Source organism: Bradyrhizobium quebecense (genome assembly GCF_013373795.3).
Lineage (GTDB): Bacteria > Pseudomonadota > Alphaproteobacteria > Rhizobiales > Xanthobacteraceae > Bradyrhizobium > Bradyrhizobium quebecense.
The window spans coordinates 4,969,040-4,994,150 of sequence record NZ_CP088022.1; the positions used below are offsets into that span (position 1 = coordinate 4,969,040).

Below are 25,111 nucleotides of genomic sequence, written 5' to 3' on the forward strand. Positions count from 1 at the left end.
ACAAGGGGATGAGATCATGATGCGATGCCTTGTCATCGCATCATGATCTCAGGGAACACAAACAGGATATGAGACCCGCCCATGAATAAGGCACAGCCGTCCCTGATCGGCTGCGAAGCCGCCGCCGCGCTGCTCGAATCGCTGACCGAACTGGTGATCCAGGCCGGCGAGGCGATTCTTGCGGTCAACCGATCCGCGATGAACGTCACGGGCAAGAGTGACGGTTCGCCGGTCACCGAGGCCGATCTCGCCGCCGACCACATCATCGTCGAAGGGCTGACGCGGCTGACGCCGCATGTGTTGCTGCTGTCGGAGGAGCGCGTCCAACTGGCGACGCCGCCCTACAAGGACAGCTTCTTCCTGATCGATCCGCTCGACGGCACCAAGGAATTCGTCGCCGGCCGCAATGAATTCACCGTCAATGTGGCGCTGGTCACGCACGGCGTGCCGCTGCTCGGCATCATCGGTGCGCCCGCGCTCGGGCTGATCTGGCGCGGCATCGTCGGCAAGGGCGCCGAGCGGTTGACGCTGCAGAATGGCGCGGTTTCGCAGGCAGTGCCGATCAAGACCCGTCCCTGCCCGCCGCGCGGCGCGCCCTGGACCGTTGCGGTCAGCCGCTCGCACGGCGATGCGCACACCGAGGCCTTCATCGACGAACGCGGCGGCTCGGTCCGCGCCGTGCTGGGATCGGCGGTCAAGTTCGGCCGTGTCGCCGAGGGTGCAGTCGATATCTATCCGCGTCTGTCGCCGACATCAGAATGGGATGTGGCGGCCGGTCACGCGGTCGTGGTTGCGGCCGGCGGCAAGGTCACCGATTCGAAGGGACGCCAATTGCATTTCGGGCTCGGCCGCGAAGACTTTCTGGTGCCCGAATTCATTGCCTGGGGCGACCCGGCCGCAGCATTGTGATTACTGCGCGAGACTTTCTTCCAGCTCCGGCCAGCGCGCCGCGGCTTCCTTCAGGAAGCGCGCGGGATCGGCGGCGAAGATGTCGCGGCTGTGTTCCCGGTTGAACAGATAAAGCCTGTTCCCGACAACGGCCCAGAAGCGCGGATTGCCCGCGCAGGTCACGCCCCGCACCAGATCGGTCGGATCATAGCCGCCGAACTGCGGGCCATAGATTTCAGGATGTGCCACGAACGAGGCGCGGTTGCCTTCGTTGCGGAAACGCCAGACCACGCCGCTTTCAGCAGCCTCGAATTCCGGCCGCCCCTGGGTGGCGGCGGCATCGGTGAAATAGGCGACGGGATCGAATCCCTCGATCGCGAGGCCAGAGTAGCGGTTCGTCACCACGCGCTCGGTCGTCGTGGCCTGAACAGGCAAAGAGGGCCCGATGGCCGTCAAAATGCCCGCCAACAGGCCGAAAAACGCCATGCCCCGGCACGATCCATATCTTTCCTGCCGTTGTGCCGTCATAGTTGATACCGATAACATCCGAGTCGAGGGGACACTGGGCGCAACCTAGAGCCGTGCCTGTTGGCATCAGGTTAAAGGGCAACGCCCGGATTTCGATAGCAGGGGTTCTTAATGACTTTCGCATCACGCCTTGCCGCGGTCGCGTTTGCCGCGCTGATGTGCTGGAGCGCAGGGGCGTCCGCGCAGCAGCCCCCACCACCGCAATATCCACCGCCGCAGCGTGAGCCGACACCGTATACTTACGGGCCCGACGAGCTGGTGGGCGCCGGACACAAGTTCTTCGGCAACGTCTCGCGCGGGCTCGCCTCGGTTATCGAGCGCGCGGTCAGCCAATGGGGCCTGCCCAACGGTTACGTGCTCGGCGAGGAAGGCTCCGGTGCTTTCGTGGCCGGGCTGCGCTATGGCGAAGGCACGCTCTACACCAAGAACGCCGGCGACCTCCGGGTCTATTGGCAGGGTCCTTCGGTCGGCTTCGACTGGGGCGGCGACGGCGCCCGCACCATGACGCTGGTCTACAACCTGCCCTCGACGCAGGCGATCTATCAACGCTTCGTCGGCATCGACGGCTCGGCCTATATCGTCGGCGGCTTCGGCATGACGGCGCTGACCGCCAACAACATCGTGCTGGTGCCGATTCGCTCCGGCATCGGCTTGCGGCTCGGTGCCAGCGTCGGCTACCTCAAATTCACCCCGCGCGCGACCTGGAACCCGTTCTAGGTCTTGGGCCCGGACGGGTGATCCGACACGGTTAGCGATTCAGGTTAACGCGGCAAACGGGCTGGCCTTTGGCCGGCCCGCCGTGGCATTGTGATTAACAAATTCCTTCCTTCTTTGGAGTGACCCTTCATGATCGAGCCGATCATGTACGCGGCGATCGGTTTCCTGATCTCGATGCTGTGCGGCCTGATGATCGTTCCGCTGGTGCATAACCGGGCGGTGCGGCTGACCACGCGCCGCATGGAAGCGGCCACCCCGCTGTCGATGGCCGAGATCCAGGCCGACAAGGACCAGCTCCGCGCCGAGTTCGCCATGTCGGCCCGCCGGCTCGAGATGAGCGTCGACCAGCTCAAGAGCAAGACCACGAGCCAGCTCGCCGAGCTCGGCAAGAAGACCGATGCGATCAACCGCATGAAGATCGAGCTCGGCGAGAAGAACGCCGCGATCTTCGCGCTGGAGGCGCGCGAGAAGGCGATGAAGGAGCAGCTTCGCGCCACCGAGGAAGAGTTTTCCGCCAAGACCGCGCTGTTGCGCAACGCCGAGCAGGCGCTGACCGACAAGCAAAGCGAGCTTGGCAAGATCAACGCCGAGCTCAGCGACCGCTCGATGACGGCGGACAGCCGCCAGATCGAACTGGTCGCGGTGCGGACCCAGGTCGAGGAGCTGAAGAACCGTGTCGGCGATGCCGCCAGGGAGTTTGCCGCAACCGAAGCCCGCCTCGCCCAGGAGCGCAACCAGTCGGAAACCGCAACGCGCGAGCTCACCGACGCGCGCGGCCGGGTCGAGAACCTGAGCCAGCGGGTCACCGATCTCGACCGCCAGCTGATCGTCCAGGTCAAGGAAGCCGAGATGCTCGGCAACCGCGTCACCGACCTCGAGTCCCGGCTTGCGACCCAGGGCAAGCTGCTTGCCGAACGCGAATTCGAGAACGGCCAGCTCAAGCAGGCCAACGCCGCCGCCGAGCGGACGGTGCAGGAGCTGCGCGAGGAGATCGCTGCGACAAGCGGCGGCAAATCGTCCGTGCTCGAGAAGCTGCGCCAGGAGAAGGCGGCGGTCGAGGAGCAGCTGCGCATCGCCCGCGACGATCGCGGCAAGCTGCAGCGCGACATCAACGCGATCCAGCAGCAGGCCGAAAGCTCCTGGGCCACCGAGCGGATGGAGAACGCGCTGCTGCGCGAGCGCATCAACGACATCGCCGCCGAGGTAGCCAAGCTCGCGATCCAGCTCGAGGGCCCCAATTCGGCGATCGAGGCGATGCTGGCGGCGGAGCCGACCGTGCCGGCCAAGGCGGCCGCCAAACCCGCCAACGGTGCCGCAAATGGCGTCCCGCCGGGCAGCGGGATGCCCGAAGGCGGCGGCACGCTTGCCGAGCGCATCCGGGCGCTGCAGTCGCACGCCTCCCGCGCCCGCCAGCAAGGCGCCTGATTCCCGCAGGGTTTGGCTTGACACCCCTACCCGGCACTTCGTAAATCGCACGCTCTGACGAAGCGCCACCATCGACCGGCCGCCGACCAGCAGCCATTGGCACGTCACATCCCGGACGCATAGCTCAGCGGGAGAGCGTTCCCTTCACACGGGAGAGGTCCAAGGTTCGATCCCTTGTGCGTCCACCATTAATCCAATGAAATCAATAAGTTCTTTGGACGATTCCTTTCTGCGTGCCCCGAAATGGTTGGGGCACGATCGGGGCACTTCCTGCTGCTATATGCTGGTTCAGATCTGGGACCCCTCGTCGACCACGAAGCGGCGGGCTGAAGGCGCCGACCTTAAGGAATTATCCCGCCTAGCCGCCGTCGTGCCGGGCCAGAAACGGCAACCAGTGAGACAGAGGTGAGGGCAAGTGCGGTGCCCCTGCCGATTCAGCGAACCGTACCCTTCTGGCGGTGGCTCTAGTCGGCATGCGAATAGGAGCCCTCGCGCACCCGTTATCTTCGACGCGTCACTCCGAGAAGTATTCTTGCTCGAATCGATTGAAGCTTACAGGCTTCGAAATCCATTTGAGCGTCCTTCCTGCGAGTTCCGCAAGCGTCCCTGATGCAAACTTGATCATCGCCTTCCCGGACGCATCCTGTCCGAGAGGCTTACCGTCCTTCACGACGATCAACCCACTGCCCTCAAGTAGCTGACCGACGGCAAGCCCTCCGGGAGTTCGATGCGTAGTAGAAGCAGCCAAGAACGTCGATTTAGGTCCTTGCCATTCGACCACGGCATTTCCTGAGAGTGTGGCACCTTTCAGCAAGCCGTCCACGCCCACGCAGGAATACTGAATGCTCTGGATCGTGTGATCGGGGCGATCTCCGACTGGCTCTGGGACACTTGGGCCGACCACGCTGCATTCATACCGACCGACCATGTCCGCAAAAGTCACCCCGGTTGAGCTGATCACGCCTATCGCGGAGTACACAACCAAACCAATAGCGCGCCTCTTCATTGCCGTTCTCCTGTGATTGCCGGCCAGAAAGCTAGAGGGCGCGTCCGTGTTAAGGTTGATTCAGATCAACACGACAACTCAGTGGTGGAGGGCGGATAGGCATGGCCTTCATTTCATACCGCTTAAGCTGCAATGATGAGACCATAAAACCTCGGCGGAGATTTCTGCAGCGAGATCGATTGGCACCGGAATTGACTTGAACATCAACGCCCCATCAGCGCTCAATTTCAGGTCGCGGATCGGGCGAGATCGCGTCTTCCTCGGGCAGACTCGTGGGTGCACGGCTTCGGGCGGCGAATGACCATAACTCCGCGGTCAGTGGCGCTTCTCCGCTGCGAACGTCCTGCCTTCCAGACACTCGCCTGCTGTTCAAGTCTTCTAACCCACGCCTCATCTACGGCTTGTTGAACATGAGGCGGCACAATCTCTTGCATCACAATCTCCGCGGATGAGCTTAAGTTACAATCTGCCGGGCACAGTCATTCAGAGTCATTACGACACCCACGACAGAACCACTGGCGCCTTTCTTGTCCCGGCCGGTATCGGCCCCTTAGGCACACCAACAATGATTGGAGCCACAGCAGCACCCGCTTCGGGGATGCCAAGCTCGCGCTTCACGTCGGGGGTATTCAAGACAGCGACAGCGAACCCAATGCAGCAGGTGCCCAAGCCTCTTGCCGTGGCGGCAAGCATAAGGTTTTCCGCTGCAAGCCAGCAGTCGGCCTCCACGAAAGGACCACGTGCCTTGCAACCAATGACGACGAGCGTCCCCGCATCATAGAAGATGTTGAAGTTGGGATCGGAAAGCACGGCAAGAGCCTGCGGTTCAGCCGCGCGGAAGAAGGACGTTGCCTCTTGCTGCGCAAGCAACAGGGATTTTGCCCGATCCGAATACTGCCGCAGACGTTCCTTGTTCTGGATCACAACGAACGCCCAAGGCTCACGATGAACCGCCGTCGGCGCATGCACCGCGGCGTCGAGCAGTTGCTCTATCGTAGCTTTCTCGATCTTCTCGGCGGTGTAACCTCGTACCGCTCGACGCTGATAGATGGCACTGAGCGTATCTAATTTTGTTTCAGCGAGCATTTCTGGCACCTCTTGTGATGATCGCTTATGAAGATCCACGTCGTGGACGAGCGGCCGAATCAGTTGCCAATACTCGCCGTAACTAGTGTAACGTTCTATGTTGCGGCTCCATTTGCTCGCGATAATATTTGAAGCGCGGCTTCAAGGCGTTCGTTGATCAAGAGCGACATGCTCCGCGAGCGTCGCCGCTGCACTCATCAATCAGGCAATCTATCATGATCGTCTCTCCAGCGAGTTCGTCCATCAATTGTGCGACCGCTATCGGAAGGCGCGAACGCATCACCACAAGACACCGAGTTCGTCAGGTCAGGCAGGCGAGATAGATGACCGCGATACTGAGGGCGGTTGCAATCGACCAGAGCGCGGGGTCAAAGGGCTCGACAACGACCTGAGTTTTCATTTTGGTCCTTGGCATGGAATTCCTCCGGACTACCGAGCGACAATTGCCGTCGAGCTGCTCATGCTCATCGGCTTTCCAAGTTTGAGTACTGCGGTTCTCTCCGTCGGAACGGACTGCGTGTAGGCACTGAGGTCTAGGGTAAGGCCGCAAACAACCGCTACCGCCATTCCGGCGACGACTACGACTTTGAGGTGCGTTGCGCGGTCGGCGCTGTGAATCGAATGGTTCATTGAAACCTCCGAACCTTCTATGGTCTTCCGGAGTGTTAACGAAAGCCCGTCGCGCCGCCATTGCGCGTCTTGCCGTAGGGTAAGTTCCTTACGTAGTTCGACGGAGTTCGGTCTCGACGCCCTGCCGGCGCTGAGGAGCGCTCTTCTAGTTCGCCCTGCAATTTACAGAACCTGGCTCAACAACACCGCAGGGAAACCATGGGTGCCGGCGTCTTCGTCTTGATTCCAATCAACGTGCAGCAAAGCTCCCGTGTCATGTTTTGTTAACAAACAGACGAGGTGCGACATGAGGTGCGTTGTGACTTTGAAGAACGGCGGCGCGATGGAGCGGGCCGTGGAGGCGCTGGCGAAATACAAATACGCCGCAGGGAGCGATCCGGTCGCGCCCGAGGGACATCCAAGAGAGTGGAAGCGATGGCTCCTCGAGATCAATTCGGCGGAGTTCGAGGCAATCCGCGACCACGTCAACGACGGCGACATTGTCGACATCAAGCCCGTCAACGAGACGGTGAGTTCTGATCTGCACTAGGTTCGGCCGTCGCCGAATTGGGGTGACGTAACGACTTGCGCCGGTCGCGGCTCGTGTCATTTCAGACCTGGAGCTCAGAGCTCACCGGAAGTTGATGGTGAGGGTTCAGACAGAGGAGTCAGCTCCATGAACTATTGAGCTGCGTCAATGGCTTCGATTGCGCACGTGCGATTGAGGCTAGGCTCAGGATTTTAGGCATAACTATGGACCAGCAGGACGTCGTCACCACGGGAGCACGCGCTTCCGTAGCGGCCAAGACACCGACGGTTGTCGCTCCGACGGATACGCATCTGCCGGTGCCCGTATCTCCACGAAACGTTCGGCGGACGTGGCCTACCATGCTGTCCGTCCTTATCGCGCTGCTCCTTGCGGGCGGAGGCGGCTATTATTGGTGGAAGCAGATGCATCCGCCGCTGCCTGTCGGGATAAGCTTTGGCAATGGCCGCATCGAAGCTGACGAGATCGATATCGCCACCAAATACGCAGGTCGCGTCTCGGAACTGTTGGCCGATATCGGCGATGCGGTTTCCCCCGGACAGGCGGTTGCCCGGATGGATACAAGGGACATAGAGCAGTCTCTTTCGAAGTCCGAAGCACAGGCGCGAGAGGCGCAGCATGCCGTTGAAGAAGCCCAGGCCACCCTTGTCCAGCAACAGACCCAGCAGACCCTAGCCGAGCACGAAATCGAGCGGACGCGGCAACTAGTGAAGAATGGCTGGGCGACCAGAGAGTTGATGGATCAACGGCAGCAGCAACTCGATGCCGCCAACGCAGGTCTTGCCGCCGCCCGGGCAAGAGTCCTGCAAGTTCAACACGCGCTCGACGCCGCACAGCATGACGCCGGCTTTTACAGGGTGCAGATCGCGGACAACACGCTGATCGCGCCCAAAGCGGGCCGCATCCAGTATCGCCTCACCAACATCGGCGAAGTGCTCCCTGCCGGCGGCAAAGTCCTCACGATGCTGGATCTCTCCTACGTCTACATGGATATCTACCTGCCGACGACAGAAGCGGGCAAGGTCAAGATCGGCGCCGACGCCCGCATCGTGCTCGACGCCTACCCTGACCATCCTATTCCGGCAAAAGTCTCCTTTGTCGCGAGCCAATCGCAGTTCACGCCGAAAACCGTTGAAACCCAGAGCGAGCGCGACAAGCTGATGTTTCGTGTCCGGGTGCGGATTGATCAACAACGTCTGCTTGAGCATGCGGACGCTATCAGAAGCGGGTTGCCCGGGGTCACTTATGTGCGTTGGGATTCGTCGACCAGCTGGCCGAAGCAGCTGGAATCCACTCCATGAGCACTGCCGATGATGCGGTCGCTTCCGTCAGGGGCGTTTCCCATTATTACCGCAGGGTGACCGCGCTCGACCACGTTTCGATCGAAATTCCCGCTGGCAGCTTGGTCGGCCTGATCGGTCCTGACGGGGTCGGGAAGTCGACACTCCTGGCCATCCTCGCAGGTGCACGCCGGATCCAGGAGGGCAAAGTCATTGTCCTCGATGAGGATATTGCGAATACCACCGCGCGCGCCTTGATGTGCCCTCGTGTCGCGTACATGCCGCAGGGACTGGGCAAAAATCTCTATCCCGATCTCAGCGTACGCGAGAATATCGAATTCTTCGCGCGACTGTTCGGTCATTCGCGTGCAGAGCGCGAGTGGCGGATCGATGAGCTCTTGAAGAGCACGGCTCTTGCGCCCTTTGCCGATCGCCCGGCCAAGAAGCTGTCTGGTGGCATGCGCCAGAAGCTCGGTCTCTGCTGCTCGCTCATCCACGACCCGGATCTGCTGATCCTCGACGAGCCCACGACGGGCGTTGATCCTCTTTCGCGTCGGCAGTTCTGGGATTTGATCGATCGCTTGCGGGCGCGGAAGTCCGGAATGAGCGTCATCGTTGCAACGGCCTACATGGAGGAAGCCGAGCGTTTCGACTGGCTGATCGCCATGGATGACGGAAAGGTGCTGGCAACCGGTTCGCCATCCGAACTGAGGCGCCAAACAGGCACGAGTTCCATCGAAAATGCCTTCGTAGCCCTGCTTTCAGAGCGACCGAATGGTGCCCGATCGAAGCAGCCGATTGAGCCGCCGCACGACAATCAAAGACAGACCGTCATCGTTGCAAGAGGGTTGACCTGCCGATTCGGCGACTTCACGGCCGTCGATCAGGTAAGCTTCACGATCAAGCAGGGAGAGATTTTCGGATTTGTCGGCTCGAATGGATCGGGCAAGACAACAACTATGAAGATGCTGACCGGGCTTCTGCCGCCGACCGAAGGCGAGGCACTGATTTTCGGCAAGCAGCTAGAGGCCGGCAACTTCGAAGCCCGCCGCCGCGTCGGTTACATGTCACAATCGTTTTCCCTCTACGGCGAGTTGACAGTCCGTCAAAATCTGGCGTTACACGCCCGCCTTTTCCATCTCCCGCCCGATTTTGCGGAGGAGCGGATCAGCGAACTCGTGGACAAGTGCGGCCTCGCCGGTTACCTCGACAACCTCGCGTCCGCCCTGCCCCTCGGGATCAGACAGCGTCTCTCGCTTGCAGTTGCCATCGTTCACAAGCCGGATCTGCTCATTCTTGACGAACCCACATCGGGGGTCGATCCCTTGGCGCGCGATCAGTTCTGGGACCTATTGACAGACCTGTCGCGCAACCAGGGCATGACCATTTTCGTGTCCACTCATTTCATGAACGAAGCCTCGCGCTGCGATCGGCTTTCGCTGATGCATGAAGGTCGCGTGCTGGCCACCGACACCCCTTCTGAACTCATTCGGGCCAAAGGCGCAATGACGTTGGATGACGCCTTCATCGGGTTTCTCGAACAGGACACTCCGGCCGCAACCTCGGGGCCGATTCTCGACCAGCCGCCACTGACAGCCGGCTTCGTTTCAGGCAAGACACGGCAGCAGAGACTTGCCGGCGCTTTGTTCAGCTTTCAGCGTCTGTTTGCCTACACCATCCGCGAAGGCCTCGAACTGGTTCGAGATCCGATACGGCTGATGTTCGCACTGTTCGGCACCACATTGCTCATGGTGGTCTTCGGCTTGGGCATCTCCACGGATGTTAACAATTTGACCTTCGCCGTCCTAGACCGCGATCAGACACCCGAGAGCCGCGCCTATCTTGAGGAACTCAGAGGCTCGACCTACTTCGTCGAGAAATCTCCTCTTAAAGACTACGCTGATCTCGACCGACGCCTGAAGGATGGGAGCATCGACGTCAGCATCGAAATTCCGCCGAACTTCGGCATAGACATCAAGCGAGGACGTCCAGCCTGGGTTTCAGCGTGGATCGACGGTGCCATGCCGTTCCGCGCCGAGACGATCCGCGGCTATCTGAAAGGTATGCACCAGCTCTATCTTACCGATCCCGCCATAAAGACAACGCGGCCGGTTGCAGCTCTCCCGGCCGACATCGAAATCCGGTTCAAGTACAATCAGGACTTCGACAGCATCTATGCGATGGTGCCTTCGACCATTGCCATGATGCTTGCGCTGTTTCCGGCGATCCTAATGGCGCTCGCCGTCGTTCGCGAAAAGGAGCTTGGCTCGATCACCAACCTCTATGTTACGCCGGTCACGCGGCTAGAATTCCTTCTCGGCAAGCAATTGCCTTACGTCGCGGTAGCGTTGATCAATTTCGTCATCATGTTTGCGATGGCCGTTTTGCTTTTCCAGGTTCCGCTGAAGGGCAGTTTCCTGGCTCTTCTAATCGGTACTATCATCTTCGTCTTCACCACCACCGGCTACGGAATGCTCATTTCCTCATTTTGTCGCACGCAAATTGCGGCGCTGTTCGGCACTGCCATCCTGACAATCGTTCCCGCTCAGCAATTCTCAGGGATGATGACTCCCGTGTCGTCGCTGTCCGGGACCGCTCAGATCATCGGCCGCGGCTTTCCCATGAGTTATTATCGGCCGGTCGTCGTCGGCACCTTTACCAAAGGCCTCGGCTTTCCAGACCTCTGGACCAGCATCCTGCTGCTTGCTGCATTCATTCCGATTCTCACGTTGGCAAGCCTCCTGCTGGTCAGAAAACAGGAGAAGTAGAACGAGATGCGCTCGCTCTCTAACATATTCTGGCTCGGAACAAAGGAGCTTCGCAGCTTCTTCAGCGACTGGGTGCTGATGGGCCTGGTAATTTACTCGTTTTCCCTCTCCATCATCAGTCATGCACAGAGCAATTCACAAGAACTATACCATGCATCAATTGCCGTTGTTGACGAAGACCATTCGGATCTTTCGCGACGAATTACGCATGCATTTCTCATGCCCCTGTTCAAGCCGCCGGTCCTGATCGCCCAGTCCGACGTCGATCATCTAATGAATGACGGCCAATACACGTTCGTCATCGACATTCCGCCGAATTTCCAGCGCGACGTGTTGGCCGGACGCCAGCCTGGCCTACAGATCAATGTCGACGCAACCGCCATGGTTCAGGCTGGCTTGGGATCCGGTGATGCGCAGCAGATCGTCAGCACCGAGATCGCCCGGTTCCTGTCACAGGACGAATCGACACCATTATCATCTGTCAATCTAGTGATCAGGGTCGCCTTCAATCCCAACGTGACCACCGCTTGGTTTACCAGCGTCATGGGCATCATCGGCAGCATCAACATTCTGGCAATCATCTTGGCTGGTGCAGCTCTCGTGAGGGAGCGCGAACACGGCACGATGGACCATCTCATGGTCATGCCGGTCACCCCCTTCGAGATAGCGATGTCCAAGATCTGGGCCAACGGGCTCGTCATTGCGGTCGCAGTAGGTTTCTCGCTCTCTTTCGTCGTCCGGCTGCTCCTGAAAGTTCCGATTGCGGGATCCATTCCGCTGTTCTTGCTCGGCACCGTCCTTTACCTGTTCTTCGCAACGGGTCTCGGACTATTTCTTGGAACGGTTGCGCGATCGATGCCGCAGCTCGGGCTGCTCTACATGCTGATTGCGGTTCCGATGAACGTCCTATCCGGCTCCGCAACGCCATTGGAAAGCATGCCGCCCTGGCTTGCGACCGTCATGCAAGCGTCGCCCTCCACTCATTTCGTCTCGTTCGCGCAAGCGATTCTCTATCGAGGTGCAGGGCTGGACGTGGTCTGGCCGCAGTTCTTGGCCGTCTCGGGCATTGGAGCACTGTTTCTCGCCTTGTCACTCCTACGTTTCAAGGCTGCCCTGGCTTCCGCGTAGGCGATGTGAAAGACATCGAAGCCATCTGAGCTAGCGATAGCCCGACGCTGGCAATTTTTGCTCGCAATCGGCCCAAAATAGCTGCTGACGATGCTTGGCGTCTTCATCGGGGTTGCCGCACTCATTGCCATGGTCGCTGTCGAGCAAGGAGCCAACGAAGCGGTCCTGAAGCAGATCGAAAGTCTCGGGACGAATCTGTTCGTCGTGGTTCCCGGAGCGACTGCTTTCGGCGGGGCGCGGGCCGGCTTTGGGAGCGCGTCCACACTGACCACCGCGGACGTCAATGCCATTCGCCGCGAAACAATGGGCGTCGGCAGCGTGAGCTATCTGATCCGCCAGAGCGGCCAGATCCAATACATGAACCGCAATTGGACGACCAACATCCAGGGCGTCAGCGCAAATTATCCGCCGATCACCAACTGGCGCATTTTAGATGGCCGCGGCATTAGCGGTGACGATGAGCGTTCAACGGCCTTGGTTGCCGTCCTCGGTCAGTCAGCCGCCCGCCAGCTCTTCGATCCTGACCAGAGCCCCATCGGAGCCACGATCCAGGTCAAGAGCACGCCGTTGCGCGTGATAGGGTTGTTGGCGCCGAAGGGGCAGACGGCCTATGGCCAAGATCAAGACGACGTCATCATGGTGCCGTTCACGTCCGCCGAACGGAAAATTCTTGGCGTCGCCGCCCTTTCGCAAAGCCAAACTCCGCTGAACTGGGTCTATCCTCCGAGCCCCAATCCCTACAATTTGCAATCGCGGCTGACTGGCTTCGTGAACCAGATCTACATCCAGGCCAGCAGTCAGGGTGACCTGAGCGATGCAGTCGAGCAGGTCAACCATATCCTGACAAGGCGTCACAACATTCGGCCTGGCCAGCCCAACGACTTCTCGGTGCGCAACCTCAGCCAGATCGCAGAAACGGCCGAAGGCAGCAGCCGAACCATGGCCGTGCTACTCGCGGCCGTTGCCTCGATCTCCCTGCTTGTCGGTGGGATCGGCATTATGAACATCCTTCTGGTGTCCGTCACCGAGAGGACTCGCGAAATCGGACTTCGCATGGCGATCGGGGCACGCCGAATCCACGTCCTGCTTCAGTTCCTCGCGGAGGCGGTCTTTCTCAGCGTCAGTGGCGGACTTGCAGGAATCCTGACCGGCGTCGCTTTCCCGCTCGCCTTGCCGCCCCTGTTCGGCTGGCCGGCGCTGATATCGTTGTCAGCCGTGCTCGGCGGCCTCGCATTTTCGGCCGCGGTCGGAATTTTCTTCGGTTACTATCCAGCCCGCAAAGCAGCCCGTCTAAATCCGATCGAGGCCCTGCGATACGAATAGGAGGCCGGCCGCAATCGTGCGTCGCTCTGGTAACCGGAGTCACTCAGGCGCGGAAAATCTGATGCCGCACGACGACCCGAGAACTCCTCGGGTACGTGCGGCATTTCGGAAGCCTGCAGCGTGCTTTAGGAGGCGTTGGCACGGCGCGGATCGAGCGTCAACCTATCCTCCAACCTGCTGGCAGCTGTCTCGGCATGACGCCCGACGACGCCGGCCATCTCGTCGGTATCGTTTCGGAGAGCGATTTTCTGAGACGCAGCGAAATCGGCACCGGTCGCAAGCGCGCCGCCTGGCTGCAGTCCTTCCTCGGGCCGGGAAAAGCGGCGACCGAGTACGTCCATGAACGTGGGCGCAAGGTCGAGGACGTCATGACGCCGGATCCGATCACGGTCACCGAGAGCACTCCGCTTGAGACACTCGTCGCCCTGATGGAGAAGAATGGCATCAAACGGCTTCCAGTCACGAGTGATGGAACATTGAAGGGTATCGTCACAGGACCAACATTTTGCAAGCAGTCGCAAGTCTGGCGCATGAAATCCCCGATCCCACCGCGGATGACGATCACATCCGCGATCGAATTCTGCGCACGGTCAATGAGACCGACTGGGGACCGATCGGGTTTGACGCATCGGTCCGGAACGGCGTCGTTCATCTCCACGGCATCATCACGACCGACAAGTCTCGCCAGGCGACAAAGGTAGCTGCTGAAAATACCGCCGGCGTCAAGGAAGTCCACGACCACCTCTGCTTCGTCGACACGTGGTCCGGCTTCTACGTTGAATCGCCAGAAGACATGAAAGCCGCAAGCTGAAGCGGGCGGATCGTGCGCATCCTCTTTATGCTTGCAGCGCCGCTTACGGCGCTGTTCGGGACACAGCCGAATACGGCCTGCCGTAACGTAGAGCGAGAGTCGTGCACGTTCAGGCCGCAGGGACAACTCTCATCGTACGCGGAATCAAGGCTTGCGCGTTGATGGTCCAGACATTCACAAGCGGTCGGCCGTCGCGTAGTGATCGATGGCGGCCAAAAGCATATTGACCTGTCCGTTTCCCCACAGAGGCAGTAGGACTCTGGAGAAGCTGTAGCCGGATAACAGTGTCAGGCGAAGGAACGTCGGCGCGGCGGCCTCCACCGTCGCGCTGCTCTGGGCGCGCAGAAAGCTGAAGTTCACGTTCGGCGAAATCTCGTCGAGGAAGCGTCCAACCACCGCACCACCCTGCAAGCTATCGCTCATAAGTTCGAAGCGGTAGCGCTCCGGCGACTCGGACACGCTCAGCAAGAAAGGAGTTCCCGGCAGATTGGGTAGGCTCTGAACACCGAGGTCGTCAGCAAAAGGCATTCCATTCTCGCCGCGCCTTAGGCCCTCCCAGATAGAGACGACTGGCTGAAGTCTGGCATCGACGCGATCAGGAACCGGAAAGGGATTGTGGCAGCGCATCATCTCGCTCCCGTGAGAACTGCAATTAGTATCTAGATGGTTCTTTCAGCCCCCTCTTGATCTTCATCAATCGGACAATCGATAGGCTCTGCATTGTTTCTTCATTCACGGCATTCAAAGGGCGGCAATGGTCAAGATCCAAGGTGCGCCGCAGATGTCACTGGCGCCGAACTCCGGTTTCGTGTGGGGCGTCTCGACGTCAAGTTTTCAAATCGAGGGTGCGGCGCGCATCGATGGTCGCGGCGACAGCATCTGGGATGTCTATTGCCGCGAGCCCGGTCGCGTCAGAAATGGCGATACCGGCGAAACCGCTTGCGATCACTATCACCGCTACAAGGAAGACGTTGCACTTATGCGCGATCTTGGCATCGACGCATACCGCTTCTCGATCTCGTGGCCGCGGGTTCTGCCCAAAGGACGCGGCGCAGCCAACGAGGCCGGGCTGGCCTTCTACGATAGATTGATTGATGAGCTGCTCGCATCAGGCATCGAACCCTGGATATGCCTCTATCACTGGGATCTGCCGCTGGCCCTCCACGAGCTTGGTGGCTGGCAGAACCGGGATATCGCAGGATGGTTTGCCGATTACACGGCACTCATCGCACGACGCTATGGCGACCGCGTCAGGCGGTTTGCAACGTTCAATGAACCGTGTGTCTTTACGCTGTTCGGATATGGTTTCGGCTGGAACGCGCCGGGGATCGCCGACGCCGACGCCCTGCACAGGGCCATCCACCACGTCAATCTGAGCCATGGCGCTGCCCTTGAGGTGCTCCGGGCCGCGGTTCCCCACGCCTCGCTCGGCGCTATACACAATCGGCAGCCGTGCTTTCCGGCTGGTCCGAATGTTGACGATGCGGCTGCCGCGAGGCATTTTGCCGAATACTGGAACGATGCGTTTCCCCATCCGCAGTTCTTCGCGTCCTACCCTCCTGCGCTGGCGAAGGCGATCGAACCCTTCCAAAAACCCGGCGATATGGCGCTGATCGCCGGGCCGGTCGACTGGTTCGGGCTGAATCATTACTTGCCGCATTACATCAAGGCAGACCCTAATGTCATCGGAGCTACTTTCGGTGCGCCGCCACCGGACGTGCCAAGAACCACAATTGGATGGCCAATCGAGCCTAAGGCCTTTCGCGATAGCCTGCTCGACATTCATCGCCGCTTCGGCTTGACGATCTACGTTACGGAGAACGGAACCGCATCCGACGACACTCCCGACAGCTCCGGCCACGTCGAAGATGTTGGGCGGATTGCCTACTTGCAAGCCTATACCAATGCCATGCAGGACGCGATCGCAGCGGGTGCGGATGTCCGTGGCTATTTTGTGTGGTCGTTGCTGGACAATTTTGAATGGACCTCTGGCTATGATCAGCGCTTTGGCCTGGTTTACGTCGACTTCCCCACGCAACGGCGCATACCCAAAGCTTCGGCCCGATGGTACGCCAGCCTCATCACGGGAAAACGAAGACCTTCAGTTCCGCAAATCAGCAAAAATTCTGCCGAAGCAATAACGGCAACGCGATGAACCACCGTCGATCGAGGAACGAGCAGGCTCTTCTCGCGGACATCGGCGGCACCAACGCACGTTTCGCGCTTGCGCAGCGAAACGAAATTGGGCCGATCGAGCATGTCAGGGTCGCCGATTATTCGAGCGCGACCGAGGCGATCGCTGCCTTCCTCACCCGTCGCGCAGGCGCCTCGCCTGAAGCCGCGGTGCTCGGGGTCGCGGGGCCGGTGGAGAACAATCGCTGCATTATCACCAACAGCCGATGGACGGTCGATGCGACCGACCTGCAGAACAGGTTTGGGTTCGGGACAATTCATCTCCTCAACGACTTCGAAGCTGTCGCCTGGTCGCTGCCGGCACTGCAACCGTCCGATCTCTTCGCCATTGGACGGCAGCCTCCGGCAACTGGCGCAGCCATGCTTGTGGTCGGGCCGGGCACCGGCTTTGGCGCAGCTTGCCTCTTTCCACGGGCGCCGTTGGTGGCGGTCACTGAAGCCGGTCACGCGACGCTTCCTGCGACTTCCGAAAGGGAGGAGCGTGTCATCGGCCAACTGCGCCGGCGCTTCGAGCATGTATCCGTGGAGCGCGTTCTGTCCGGGCCCGGCCTTGCAAACCTGTATCAGGCGCTCGCCGCGATCGATGGCGTGGCAGTGCCGGACCGTGATCCCGCAGGGATCACTCAAGCGGCGCTGGACAAGAGTTGTGACGTCTGCTGTGCGGCACTCGATATGTTCTGTTCCCTGCTCGGCGCCGTCGCCGGAGATCTCGCGCTGAACTTCTGCGCCCGAGGCGGGGTCTATGTCTCGGGCGGCATCGTGCCGCGCTTTGCGGGTCGCCTCATCGAAGCGAAATTTCGAGTGCAATTCGAAAACAAGGGACGCTTTGAACGCTATCTTCGCGGTATTCCGATCAGCGTCATTATCCACCCCGACAGCAGCTTCATTGGGCTCAAGGCGTTCTTCGATCGAAATATAGCAAGCACTGACACATAGGCGGTTCATGCCAGGTCATGACAGATATTGTGACGATCACGCCTAATCCGGCAGTCGATCTGTCGACATCGGTTGAGAAGATCCTCCCGGTCTACAAGCTGCGGGGCACGTCGCAACAACGCGATCCCGGAGGTGGCGGCATCAATGTGGCGCGCGTAATTCGACGCTTAGGCGGAGATGTCCGCGCAATCTACCCCGTCGGCGGCGCCACCGGAGATTTGCTGCGCAGATTGCTCGATAGGGAGGGAGTGCCAAGTCAAACTTTCCCTATCACGGAGGAAACGCGGGAAGACTTCTTCGTTACTGAAGCCAGCACTGGCCGGCCGTTCCGCTTCATCCTGCCCGGACCGAGCCTCAGTGAGGGGGAGTGGCAACAATGTCTGACATTGCTCTGCAAGATCGAGCCATTTCCCCGCTTTGTGGTCGCAAGCGGAAGTCTGCCGCGAGGGGTTCCCGACGATTTCTATGCAAGGGTGACGAGAATTGCGACGCGGCTCGGCGCAAAAATGGTTCTTGATACATCGGGCCCAGCACTTGCTGCCGCCGTCGCCGAAGGAGTCGATTTGATCAAGCCGAATTTGCGGGAAATGCGGGAGTTGGCCGGCCACGAGCCAAACGATGCCGTCGAATGGGAAGCCTCCGCCAAAGCTCTCGTCCATAACGGCAAAGTAGGCACCGTTGCCCTGACCATGGGCCATCTCGGCGCGGTGCTGGTGACCCGCGACCGGGTGTTGCGAGCTGAGCCGCTTCCCATCACGCCGGCCGGCGCCGTCGGCGCAGGTGATAGCTTTCTCGGAGCGCTGCTCTGGCGGTTCGCTTCGAGAAGTAATCTCGAAGAGGCCTTCCGGTACGCTGTCGCCGGTGGGGCCGCAGCGCTGCTGAATCCCGGCACCAGTCTCTGCCTGCCCGACGATGTCGAGCGTCTTGCGCAGCAGGTTGTGATTAAAGCGGCGTGACGGGTTCGCCGAGGATGGAGGCCTTCTCACGAGCGGCCGACAAGACTCCATGATCGAGCTCGTCGAGCGAAAGCAGCAGACCGCCTACCCTTTCGAGGGACGAGACCCAATCCGCCAGACGGCTGTAGTTGTCGACCAACCAATTGAACGAGGCCTGAACGAGAGTGAAAGCTGCGGCGGCCTGTGTAAGCTCGCCGAGCGTCATTGTGCCCGTCAGGAATTTTGGTGAACACAGGACAAGCCCGACGATGGGTGCAAGCAATGTGTTTCCTTGCGACACCAGCGTTGTATGCACGAGCAGCCAACACAGGCGCCGCCATTGAGCGAGCACGTTCCGTAACGCCAGCTGGAGTCCCCACCGGACATCCGCCTCCTGCTGCTTGGGCATCACCCCCTCACCGATATCCCGCAGCAAGTGAGCTGCCGTAATCAATTCAGCCTCGGCCTGGTTCTTGATCTGAATGACCCTTGTCAGTGGCGAACCCACCAAAATCGTAGCGGTCGTTACGATGCCGGCATAGACCGCGACACTTCCGACCAGGTAACCCGGTATCCAAAGCCGATAACCGAACACCGAGAAGCTGGCATCCCCCCGACATTCCACAACACTTGAATGAAGATGACGGCGGTCAACAGAGATGAGACAAGCCCAAGCGCAAAATCGACCGGCGCATCTGTTGCGATCCTCACATCCTCGGCAATGCGATATTCTGGGATGATCTTCTGATTTCCTTGCACAAGCGACAAACCTGTATATCGGTTGTCGTCGACCCAATAGTCGATCAGATTGTTGGTCAGCCATTCGCGCCATTTGCGCTGCACGGTCATACGGTCCCAGACCGACGTGGCTGCGAGTACAACGCTCGCACCGCACAAGGGGATGAGAAGGATGGCCTGAGCCTGCAAACGCTCTGGATCCCGGCTCTCCAGCGCGTCGAAGAAATCGCGATTCCAGTAATTCAAGCGAAACTGAAAATAGAGCTGCAACGCCACCATGGCGACCAGCGAGGCGCAGAGCAGCCAAATCCGCTACGCCGACAGGCCGCGCCAGAGACCTGACGCGCTTTCCCAAAATCGGCGCCACTCCCGGTACCGGTTGTCTTCGCGCTCTTTGGACATGATCAAATTTGATAGCTAAAGACCTATCGTTGCCAAACACTTGATCTTCCGCAAAAGCTGCGACCGCCGGTCGGGCAAAATTGTATTGAAAATGCTGCGGCGCGGGAGAAGCACCATGAACGCTTCTGTTTACACGCGATGGTTTAAGGATATCCGGCTTGAGGATGTTCCCCTGGTGGGCGGCAAAACCGCCTCGCTGGGGGAGCTTTACTCGGCGCTCGCGCGGCACGGAGTCAAAGTACCGAACGGCTTTGCGCTGATCGCATCGGCTTATCGTGACGCGCTGACAGAGGCAGGAGCCTGGGACGAACTCGGCGGCCTGCTCGCTGGCCTGGACAAGCGGAACATTGCGGATCTCGCCAAGCGAGGTCGTGCAGCGCGTGCCATCGTTTACGCTGCGACTGATCAGGAGTATCTGCGCCGCGAAGTTGCTGACGCCTATCGGCAACTGGAACAAGAATACGGCGCCAATGTCGCGGTCGCAGTGCGAAGTTCGGCGACTGCCGAAGACCTGCCGACCGCAAGCTTCGCGGGACAGCACGAGAGCTTTCTCAACGTTCGCGGTCCGGATGACCTCATGCTCGCATGCCGGCGATGCTTTGCCTCGCTGTTCACAGATCGAGCGATCTCCTATCGCATCGACAATGGCTTCGATCATTTCAAGGTCGCGCTATCCGTTGCGGTCATGAAGATGGTCCGCTCCGATCTCGCGGCGAGTGGCGTGATATTCACGCTCGACACCGAATCCGGGTATCGCGATGTGGTCTTCGTGACCGGAGCGTATGGCCTCGGCGAAAACATTGTCCAGGGAACCGTGGACCCGGACGAATTCTATGTACACAAGCCGACTTTCAATAGCGGTTTTCGCGCCGTCCTGTCGCGCCGAATGGGAACGAAGGAAATGCGGATGGTCTACGCAAAAGGACACGCAACCACCCGCAACGTTGCGACGTCGCAAGCGGCTCGCAAACGATTCTGCATCGACGACAAGAATGTCCTGGAGCTCGCGCGCTGCGCCATCGTCGTGGAGGGCCACTATTCTCAAAAAGCCGGCGCGCCTACTCCAATGGATGTGGAGTGGGCGAAAGACGGCAGCGACGGCGCGCTCTATATCATCCAGGCGCGTCCGGAGACGGTGGCATCTCGCCGCGGCCCCGACGCGCTGGAAAGCTATGCGCTCAAATCAACGGGCAAGGTTGTTGCCGCTGGCCGCGCCGTCGGTGAGAAGATCGCCACCGGGAAGGTTCGGCTGATCAAGAACGAACGCGATCTTCGCGCTTTCAGGCCCGGCGAGGTACTGGTTGCCTCCGCGACCAGTCCGGACTGGGAACCGGTGATGAAGACCGCAGCTGCCATTGTCACGGACCACGGCGGCAGAACCTGTCATGCTGCCATTATCGCCCGCGAGCTCGGAGTGCCGGCGGTGGTCGGCACCGAAAACATCACGCGGCAGGTGAAAACTGGAATGTCGGTCACTGTGTCCTGCGCGGACGGCGACATCGGTCATGTCTATGATGGCGCACTACCGTTTTCGGTCGAGCGGATCGCGACGGACAGACTGGAAAGACCGCACACCGAAATCATGGTCAACCTTGGCAATCCGGAAATCGCCTTCAAGACGGCAATGGCGCCGAACGACGGCGTCGGGCTCGCGAGGATGGAGTTCATCATCAATCAACATATAGGGATCCATCCGATGGCGCTTGCGCAGCCCGCGAAGGTCAAATCCGCGCGCGATCGCCGCTCAATCAAGCTCCTCACCGAGCGCTACCAGAAACCGTCCGATTTCTTTGTCGAGCGGCTTTCGGAGGGTGTCGGCACCATCGCCGCGGCCTTCTATCCGCGCCCTGTCATTGTCAGGCTTTCCGATTTTAAGACGAACGAATATGCCAACCTATTGGGGGGCGCCGACTTCGAGCCGAAGGAGGAGAATCCGATGCTCGGGTTCCGCGGCGCCGCACGGTATGCTCACCCGGCTTATGCCGAGGGCTTCGCGCTGGAATGCGCAGCGCTGCGCCGCGTGCGTAACGCGATGGGACTGACCAACCTCAAGATCATGATTCCGTTTTGCAGGCGCCTCGATGAGGCGCGCAATGTCATCGAAGCCATGGCACGTCACGGCCTTACCCGAGGCGAAGGCGGCCTTGAGATATTCATGATGTGCGAGATTCCGAACAACGTAATTTTGATAGATCAGTTCGCGAAACTGTTCGATGGATTTTCGATCGGCTCCAACGATCTGACCCAACTCACGCTGGGCGTCGACAGGGACTCCGACATCGTCGCGTTCGATTTTGACGAGCGCGATCCCGGAATGCTGCAAATGCTGACAATGGCGGTGAGAGGCGCCAAGCGCAGCCAGCGGCATGTTGGGATCTGTGGCGAGGCGCCGGCAAACTATCCTGAGATCGCGAAATTCCTGACCGAACTCGGCATCGATTCGATCAGCGTCAATCCATCGAGCGTACTGCGTACGATGGTTATCGTCCGTGAAGCTGAACGGAGTATGGCCAAATCGACGGTTGTCGCAAGCTAGGTGCTTTTGTCGCGCCTGCGACAGTTTCAGCGCTTCGCAAACTTCATCGTTTTTAACGGCATCCTGAAATCGGCGCTCTTCCTCCAGCTCGAGAAGAACCGCCCCCGCGATTGATCTTCGCTGTCTTCGAACCGTTCTTGTCCTGCTTTTTTTGCGTGCCCTCATTGCGCTCATGCATGAGTTTTAGCGCTTCGCGCACTTCATCGTCGTCCAAGGCGTCCCGCACTCTGCGCTCGTCATTCTGCTGCTCAAAAAGAAGGGTCCCGCGATAAGCCTTCGCTGACGGCGAACAATTCTCTTCTCGCTTTTTCCGCATCTCTTTGGTCATTTGGGCATTCTCCGAAATAACCAAAGAATGGAAAACCCGGCCATCGGGCCGCTTGAGCGAGATCAATATCTTTCTGTTTTATTAAAGCTAGCTTTTGAGTGGTTGCCGACGCGAAGGGACAAATGTCATGACAACCATCATGGTGGCTACCGACGGATCTGCGGGAGCAAGTCGCGCAGTCGAAGCCGCGGCAGAGATTGCCAAAGCATTGGCATGCGATCTGCTGATCGTGACGGTTGCAGATCGCCTTCTGGGAGAAGAGGTGCGGCAACTGCCGCAGACCGGGGTCAGTACCGGCGACGTGCTGGAGGCCTTGACGGCCCAGACAGTGAGAACCGCGGAAGCCCACGCGCGACAGCTCGGCGCGCAGCGCGTCGAAGTCAAGACGAGTTGGGGTGACGTTACTCAATGCCTACTTGATTTGGCGGTAAGCAGCTCAGCTAAAATGATCTCACAGCATCTCCCGAAACGCCGTTGCACGAAATCGCAATGATGCTTGAAGAACATCAGATCAAGCGTGTACCCATCGTCAACACGGTCGGCCAACTCCTTCGCATGAGGGAGTTCTTGGGCCCGTAGCGGGTTCAGCGCTCACGCCGTTAGAGACGCACGTTGAAAGACCACGAATCCTGGAATCGGGCCAAAGCGGTCGAACTCGCGGAGATTCGAAAGACAGCCGCATGTTGGCGCCACTGTCGAATCCATCACGCAGTGCCCGGACATGCTCCACAGGAGCAAGGTCCCGCCGCAACGCGAACGTTGCCCCAAACCCAACCGCAAGCAGGGCGCTCTCCGTGCCGGCGGCCCAGTTCATGACCAGCGCCGTGGAACAACGGATCCAAATTCAAGCCGCCGCGCACGTAGAGAGCACCGACGCCTTTCCGCGCATAGGGCTTATTGCCAGAGATCGACATGTCGACGTCGAGCTCGTTGAAGTTGCTCTACGTGCGGCCGGACAGCTTTTTGTGGCGAGGCAATGAGAATTGCCCCGAAACCATCACCGCTACCTCACTCCTGACCGTGGAAGGCGAGTTTGACGACACTTGTGGCCTGGGGCAGACCCAGGTGGCGCATCATTTTGCCCGGTGATCGCAGCCGAACGACGTGGCCATTTGCTGCGCCCGAACACGGGCCGCCTTGGTTTGATCTATGGAACGGCTTGACGACGCGAAGTTCTTCCACGCATCAGCCGGTTCATTGAGGAGACCCGACAATCTCGCTGCGGCGGTGGGCTAGGGCAAGAACGATCAGCGCAACCACGGTAGTTCCCGCGCCGGCAAGAAAGGTCGCCGTCGGCCCATAGGCATCCCATAGCCCGCCCGCCAACACACTCGCTACGAGCATCGCAAGGCCACCCGCGAAATTGAAAATGCCGAACGCCGTTCCCCGCAATTCTTCCGAGGCGGTATCAGCCACGAGGCTCGCGAACAGCCCTTGCGTGAGCGCCATGTGCAGCCCCCAGAACACGACGCCCAGCATGGTGAGCATGACGGTGGCGCCGAGCGCGAGGATCAGATCGGCTACGGTCAAGCAAGCCATGCCAACCGCAAGCAGCCCGATCCGGCCGATCCGATCCGACAGTGCGCCAGCCGGAAATGCTGCAATGGCATAGACAATGTTCATTACCACCATGACGGTCGGCGCCAGCGCCACGGGCAATCCGACGTTTTGCGAGCGTAGGATGAGGAACGCTTCGGAGAACCGGGCAAGCGTCAAGATCGTCGCGACGCAAACCACCATCCAGAAGCGGCCGGACAGCCGTTTCGCGTCCGCGAGGCGCAGTGGCGGCCTTGCATCGACATCACGTCGGATAGGCTCTTCGACTGCAAAGATCATGACGGCGAGCGCGACGAAAGCTGGGACGACCGCGATCCAGAAGACGAGTCGGAAATTGTCGGCAGTCAGCGCCATCAGAGCGATTGCCGCCAGTGGTCCAGCAACGGCCCCGATCGTATCAAGCGCCTGCCGCAGTCCGAAACTCGCGCCGCGGCGGCTCGCTGGCGTGAGGTCGGCCACGAGCGCATCCCGAGGCGCATCGCGGATGCCTTTCCCGACACGATCGATAAAGCGCGCCGCAATCACCCATCCCACTGTAGCAGCGAGCGGAAAGATCGGCTTGGTGAAAGCCGCCAGCCCGTAGCCGAGAGCCGTCAGAAACTTGCGATGGCCTAGCCAATCGGACAACGCGCCGGAGAATATCTTGGTAATGTTCGCGGTCGCCTCGGCAACACCTTCGATGAAGCCGATAGCCAATGTCGACGCACCAAGCACCGTTGCGAGGTAGATCGGCAGCAATGCATGGATCATCTCGGAGGAGATATCCATGAACATGCTGACGAAGCCGAGTGCCCAGATGCTCGGCGGTAGCCGTGGACGCGCTTCTAAGCCTGTATCAGGCGGGATTTCGACTGCCATTGCTCATTCCATCGACCGTTTGGGCCACCCGATCCGCAACGCAAAGAAAGAGCGCAACCGCGATTGACCAAATCACGGAACGATGATCACGATGCACGGCGCAAGGCACGACAACTTTTGAGAAACACTGCCGAGCAGAAGACCCTCAAGCTGCCGCGCCCACGCCGGCCGATTACGATGGCATCGGCCTGCTTAGTCTTGATGGTCTCGATGAGCACTTTCGCCGGATCACCACCTCCGCTCAGCGTCTTGATATCTGTTGCTCCGCGGTGTTCGGCTATCTCTTTTGCTCTCGAAAACAGCCGGCGACTGATTTCGTCCAGCGCATCGCCTTCCGTGATCCGGAACTGACCCAGCAACATAAGCTGTTTGCTGGAAAGCCCATCTTCACCGACGTGCACGAGCTGCACTTTCGCCTTAGAGGATCTTGCAAATTCAGCCGCGACAGCGATTGCCCGCTCTGCGCCTTCAGAGCCGTCCGTCGCCGAAATGATGAGCTTCATCTCCACCTC

24 protein-coding genes, 1 tRNA gene and 1 pseudogene are annotated in these 25,111 nt (G+C 59.8%); 17 read left to right on the plus strand and 9 right to left on the minus strand.

Annotated elements, in window-relative coordinates; all coding sequences use genetic code 11:
* Window positions 1-81 precede the first annotated feature (81 nt).
* Window positions 82-909, plus strand: coding sequence for a 3'(2'),5'-bisphosphate nucleotidase CysQ (gene cysQ, locus HU230_RS23975; protein WP_176529575.1), 828 nt, complete (start codon window positions 82-84; stop codon window positions 907-909).
* On the opposite strand, the gene HU230_RS23980 is transcribed toward cysQ, so the two are convergent.
* Window positions 910-1,374, minus strand: coding sequence for a YHS domain-containing (seleno)protein (locus HU230_RS23980; protein WP_176529574.1), 465 nt, complete (start codon window positions 1,372-1,374; stop codon window positions 910-912).
* Window positions 1,375-1,527: 153 nt separating this feature from the next.
* On the opposite strand from HU230_RS23980, the gene HU230_RS23985 reads away from it, so the two are divergent.
* The 3 genes from HU230_RS23985 (at window position 1,528) to HU230_RS23995 (ending at window position 3,746) form a co-directional block, all read left to right on the plus strand.
* Window positions 1,528-2,133 (plus strand): DUF1134 domain-containing protein, encoded by a 606-nt coding sequence (locus HU230_RS23985; protein ID WP_097677239.1) that lies wholly within the window; start codon window positions 1,528-1,530, stop codon window positions 2,131-2,133.
* Window positions 2,134-2,262: 129 nt separating this feature from the next.
* Window positions 2,263-3,558 (plus strand): coiled-coil domain-containing protein, encoded by a 1,296-nt coding sequence (locus HU230_RS23990; RefSeq protein WP_176529573.1) that lies wholly within the window; start codon window positions 2,263-2,265, stop codon window positions 3,556-3,558.
* A 113-nt stretch (window positions 3,559-3,671) separates the two neighbouring features.
* A tRNA-Val gene (locus HU230_RS23995) sits at window positions 3,672-3,746 on the plus strand.
* A gap of 326 nt (window positions 3,747-4,072) precedes the next feature.
* Here the strand turns inward: HU230_RS23995 and HU230_RS24000 are convergent.
* Window positions 4,073-4,564: a hypothetical protein gene (locus HU230_RS24000; protein WP_176529572.1), complete on the minus strand. Its 492-nt coding sequence runs from the start codon at window positions 4,562-4,564 to the stop codon at window positions 4,073-4,075.
* A 492-nt stretch (window positions 4,565-5,056) separates the two neighbouring features.
* Complete coding sequence (locus HU230_RS24005) at window positions 5,057-5,650, minus strand: nitroreductase family protein (RefSeq protein ID WP_176529571.1); 594 nt, start codon at window positions 5,648-5,650, stop codon at window positions 5,057-5,059.
* 928 nt (window positions 5,651-6,578) lie between these two features.
* Between HU230_RS24005 and HU230_RS24010 the strand changes: the two genes are divergently transcribed.
* The 6 genes and pseudogenes from HU230_RS24010 to HU230_RS24035 all read left to right on the plus strand — a co-directional run.
* On the plus strand, window positions 6,579-6,809 hold the full coding sequence (locus tag HU230_RS24010; protein WP_224943490.1) for a hypothetical protein: 231 nt from the start codon (window positions 6,579-6,581) through the stop codon (window positions 6,807-6,809).
* Between the two features lie 338 nt (window positions 6,810-7,147).
* Window positions 7,148-8,107: an HlyD family secretion protein gene (locus HU230_RS24015; RefSeq protein ID WP_338077297.1), complete on the plus strand. Its 960-nt coding sequence runs from the start codon at window positions 7,148-7,150 to the stop codon at window positions 8,105-8,107.
* Entirely contained in the window at window positions 8,104-10,854 is a 2,751-nt protein-coding gene (gene rbbA, locus HU230_RS24020; RefSeq protein WP_176529568.1) for a ribosome-associated ATPase/putative transporter RbbA, read from the plus strand. Before HU230_RS24015 ends, rbbA begins: the two co-directional genes overlap by 4 nt.
* A 6-nt stretch (window positions 10,855-10,860) precedes the next feature.
* Window positions 10,861-11,982 carry an ABC transporter permease gene (locus HU230_RS24025; RefSeq protein WP_176529567.1) on the plus strand — a complete coding sequence of 374 codons (1,122 nt, stop codon included), beginning with the start codon at window positions 10,861-10,863 and terminating at the stop codon, window positions 11,980-11,982.
* 90 nt (window positions 11,983-12,072) lie between these two features.
* Window positions 12,073-13,305: an ABC transporter permease gene (locus tag HU230_RS24030; RefSeq protein WP_176529566.1), complete on the plus strand. Its 1,233-nt coding sequence runs from the start codon at window positions 12,073-12,075 to the stop codon at window positions 13,303-13,305.
* A gap of 203 nt (window positions 13,306-13,508) precedes the next feature.
* Window positions 13,509-14,116: pseudogene (locus HU230_RS24035) on the plus strand (CBS domain-containing protein); the annotation flags it as partial.
* A gap of 174 nt (window positions 14,117-14,290) precedes the next feature.
* On the opposite strand, the gene HU230_RS24040 reads toward HU230_RS24035, so the two are convergent.
* The gene (locus HU230_RS24040; RefSeq protein WP_176529565.1) at window positions 14,291-14,644 is read right to left on the minus strand and encodes a hypothetical protein; all 354 of its coding nucleotides are present in this window, start codon (window positions 14,642-14,644) and stop codon (window positions 14,291-14,293) included.
* 226 nt (window positions 14,645-14,870) lie between these two features.
* Between HU230_RS24040 and HU230_RS24045 the strand changes: the two genes are divergently transcribed.
* From HU230_RS24045 to HU230_RS24055, 3 genes are read left to right on the plus strand one after another with little or no spacing between them, the layout of a single operon-like run.
* On the plus strand, window positions 14,871-16,271 hold the full coding sequence (locus HU230_RS24045) for a GH1 family beta-glucosidase (protein ID WP_224943493.1): 1,401 nt from the start codon (window positions 14,871-14,873) through the stop codon (window positions 16,269-16,271).
* Window positions 16,268-17,245, plus strand: coding sequence for a glucokinase (glk, locus tag HU230_RS24050; RefSeq protein ID WP_176529564.1), 978 nt, complete (start codon window positions 16,268-16,270; stop codon window positions 17,243-17,245). Before HU230_RS24045 ends, glk begins: the two co-directional genes overlap by 4 nt.
* 17 nt (window positions 17,246-17,262) lie before the next feature.
* Window positions 17,263-18,201 carry a 1-phosphofructokinase family hexose kinase gene (locus HU230_RS24055; protein ID WP_176529563.1) on the plus strand — a complete coding sequence of 313 codons (939 nt, stop codon included), beginning with the start codon at window positions 17,263-17,265 and terminating at the stop codon, window positions 18,199-18,201.
* On the opposite strand, the gene HU230_RS24060 is transcribed toward HU230_RS24055, so the two are convergent.
* Window positions 18,188-18,775: an SbmA/BacA-like family transporter gene (locus tag HU230_RS24060; protein WP_224943495.1), complete on the minus strand. Its 588-nt coding sequence runs from the start codon at window positions 18,773-18,775 to the stop codon at window positions 18,188-18,190. The two genes, HU230_RS24055 and HU230_RS24060, sit on opposite strands and share 14 nt — an antisense overlap.
* Window positions 18,706-19,197, minus strand: coding sequence for an ABC transporter family protein (locus HU230_RS24065; RefSeq protein WP_234633834.1), 492 nt, complete (start codon window positions 19,195-19,197; stop codon window positions 18,706-18,708). Before HU230_RS24065 ends, HU230_RS24060 begins: the two co-directional genes overlap by 70 nt.
* Window positions 19,198-19,435: 238 nt before the next feature.
* Between HU230_RS24065 and ppsA the strand changes: the two genes are divergently transcribed.
* The gene (gene ppsA, locus HU230_RS24070; protein ID WP_176529562.1) at window positions 19,436-21,856 is read left to right on the plus strand and encodes a phosphoenolpyruvate synthase; all 2,421 of its coding nucleotides are present in this window, start codon (window positions 19,436-19,438) and stop codon (window positions 21,854-21,856) included.
* A 52-nt stretch (window positions 21,857-21,908) separates the two neighbouring features.
* On the opposite strand, the gene HU230_RS24075 is transcribed toward ppsA, so the two are convergent.
* Window positions 21,909-22,184, minus strand: coding sequence for a hypothetical protein (locus HU230_RS24075; protein WP_176529561.1), 276 nt, complete (start codon window positions 22,182-22,184; stop codon window positions 21,909-21,911).
* A 127-nt stretch (window positions 22,185-22,311) separates the two neighbouring features.
* Here HU230_RS24075 and HU230_RS24080 point away from each other — a divergent pair, with 127 nt between their 5' ends.
* Window positions 22,312-22,677: a universal stress protein gene (locus HU230_RS24080; protein ID WP_176529560.1), complete on the plus strand. Its 366-nt coding sequence runs from the start codon at window positions 22,312-22,314 to the stop codon at window positions 22,675-22,677.
* A 419-nt stretch (window positions 22,678-23,096) separates the two neighbouring features.
* Complete coding sequence (locus HU230_RS24085) at window positions 23,097-23,273, plus strand: hypothetical protein (RefSeq protein ID WP_176529559.1); 177 nt, start codon at window positions 23,097-23,099, stop codon at window positions 23,271-23,273.
* 105 nt (window positions 23,274-23,378) lie between these two features.
* Here HU230_RS24085 and HU230_RS24090 read toward each other — a convergent pair whose 3' ends face one another.
* A complete protein-coding gene (locus HU230_RS24090) occupies window positions 23,379-24,515 on the minus strand; it encodes an MFS transporter (RefSeq protein WP_224943498.1) in 1,137 nt (378 codons plus the stop codon).
* On the opposite strand from HU230_RS24090, the gene HU230_RS24095 reads away from it, so the two are divergent.
* A complete protein-coding gene (locus tag HU230_RS24095; RefSeq protein WP_224943501.1) occupies window positions 24,508-24,666 on the plus strand; it encodes a hypothetical protein in 159 nt (52 codons plus the stop codon). The two genes, HU230_RS24090 and HU230_RS24095, sit on opposite strands and share 8 nt — an antisense overlap.
* Window positions 24,667-24,685: 19 nt before the next feature.
* On the opposite strand, the gene HU230_RS24100 is transcribed toward HU230_RS24095, so the two are convergent.
* Complete coding sequence (locus HU230_RS24100) at window positions 24,686-25,102, minus strand: universal stress protein (protein ID WP_176529557.1); 417 nt, start codon at window positions 25,100-25,102, stop codon at window positions 24,686-24,688.
* Between the last annotated feature and the right edge of the window lie 9 nt (window positions 25,103-25,111).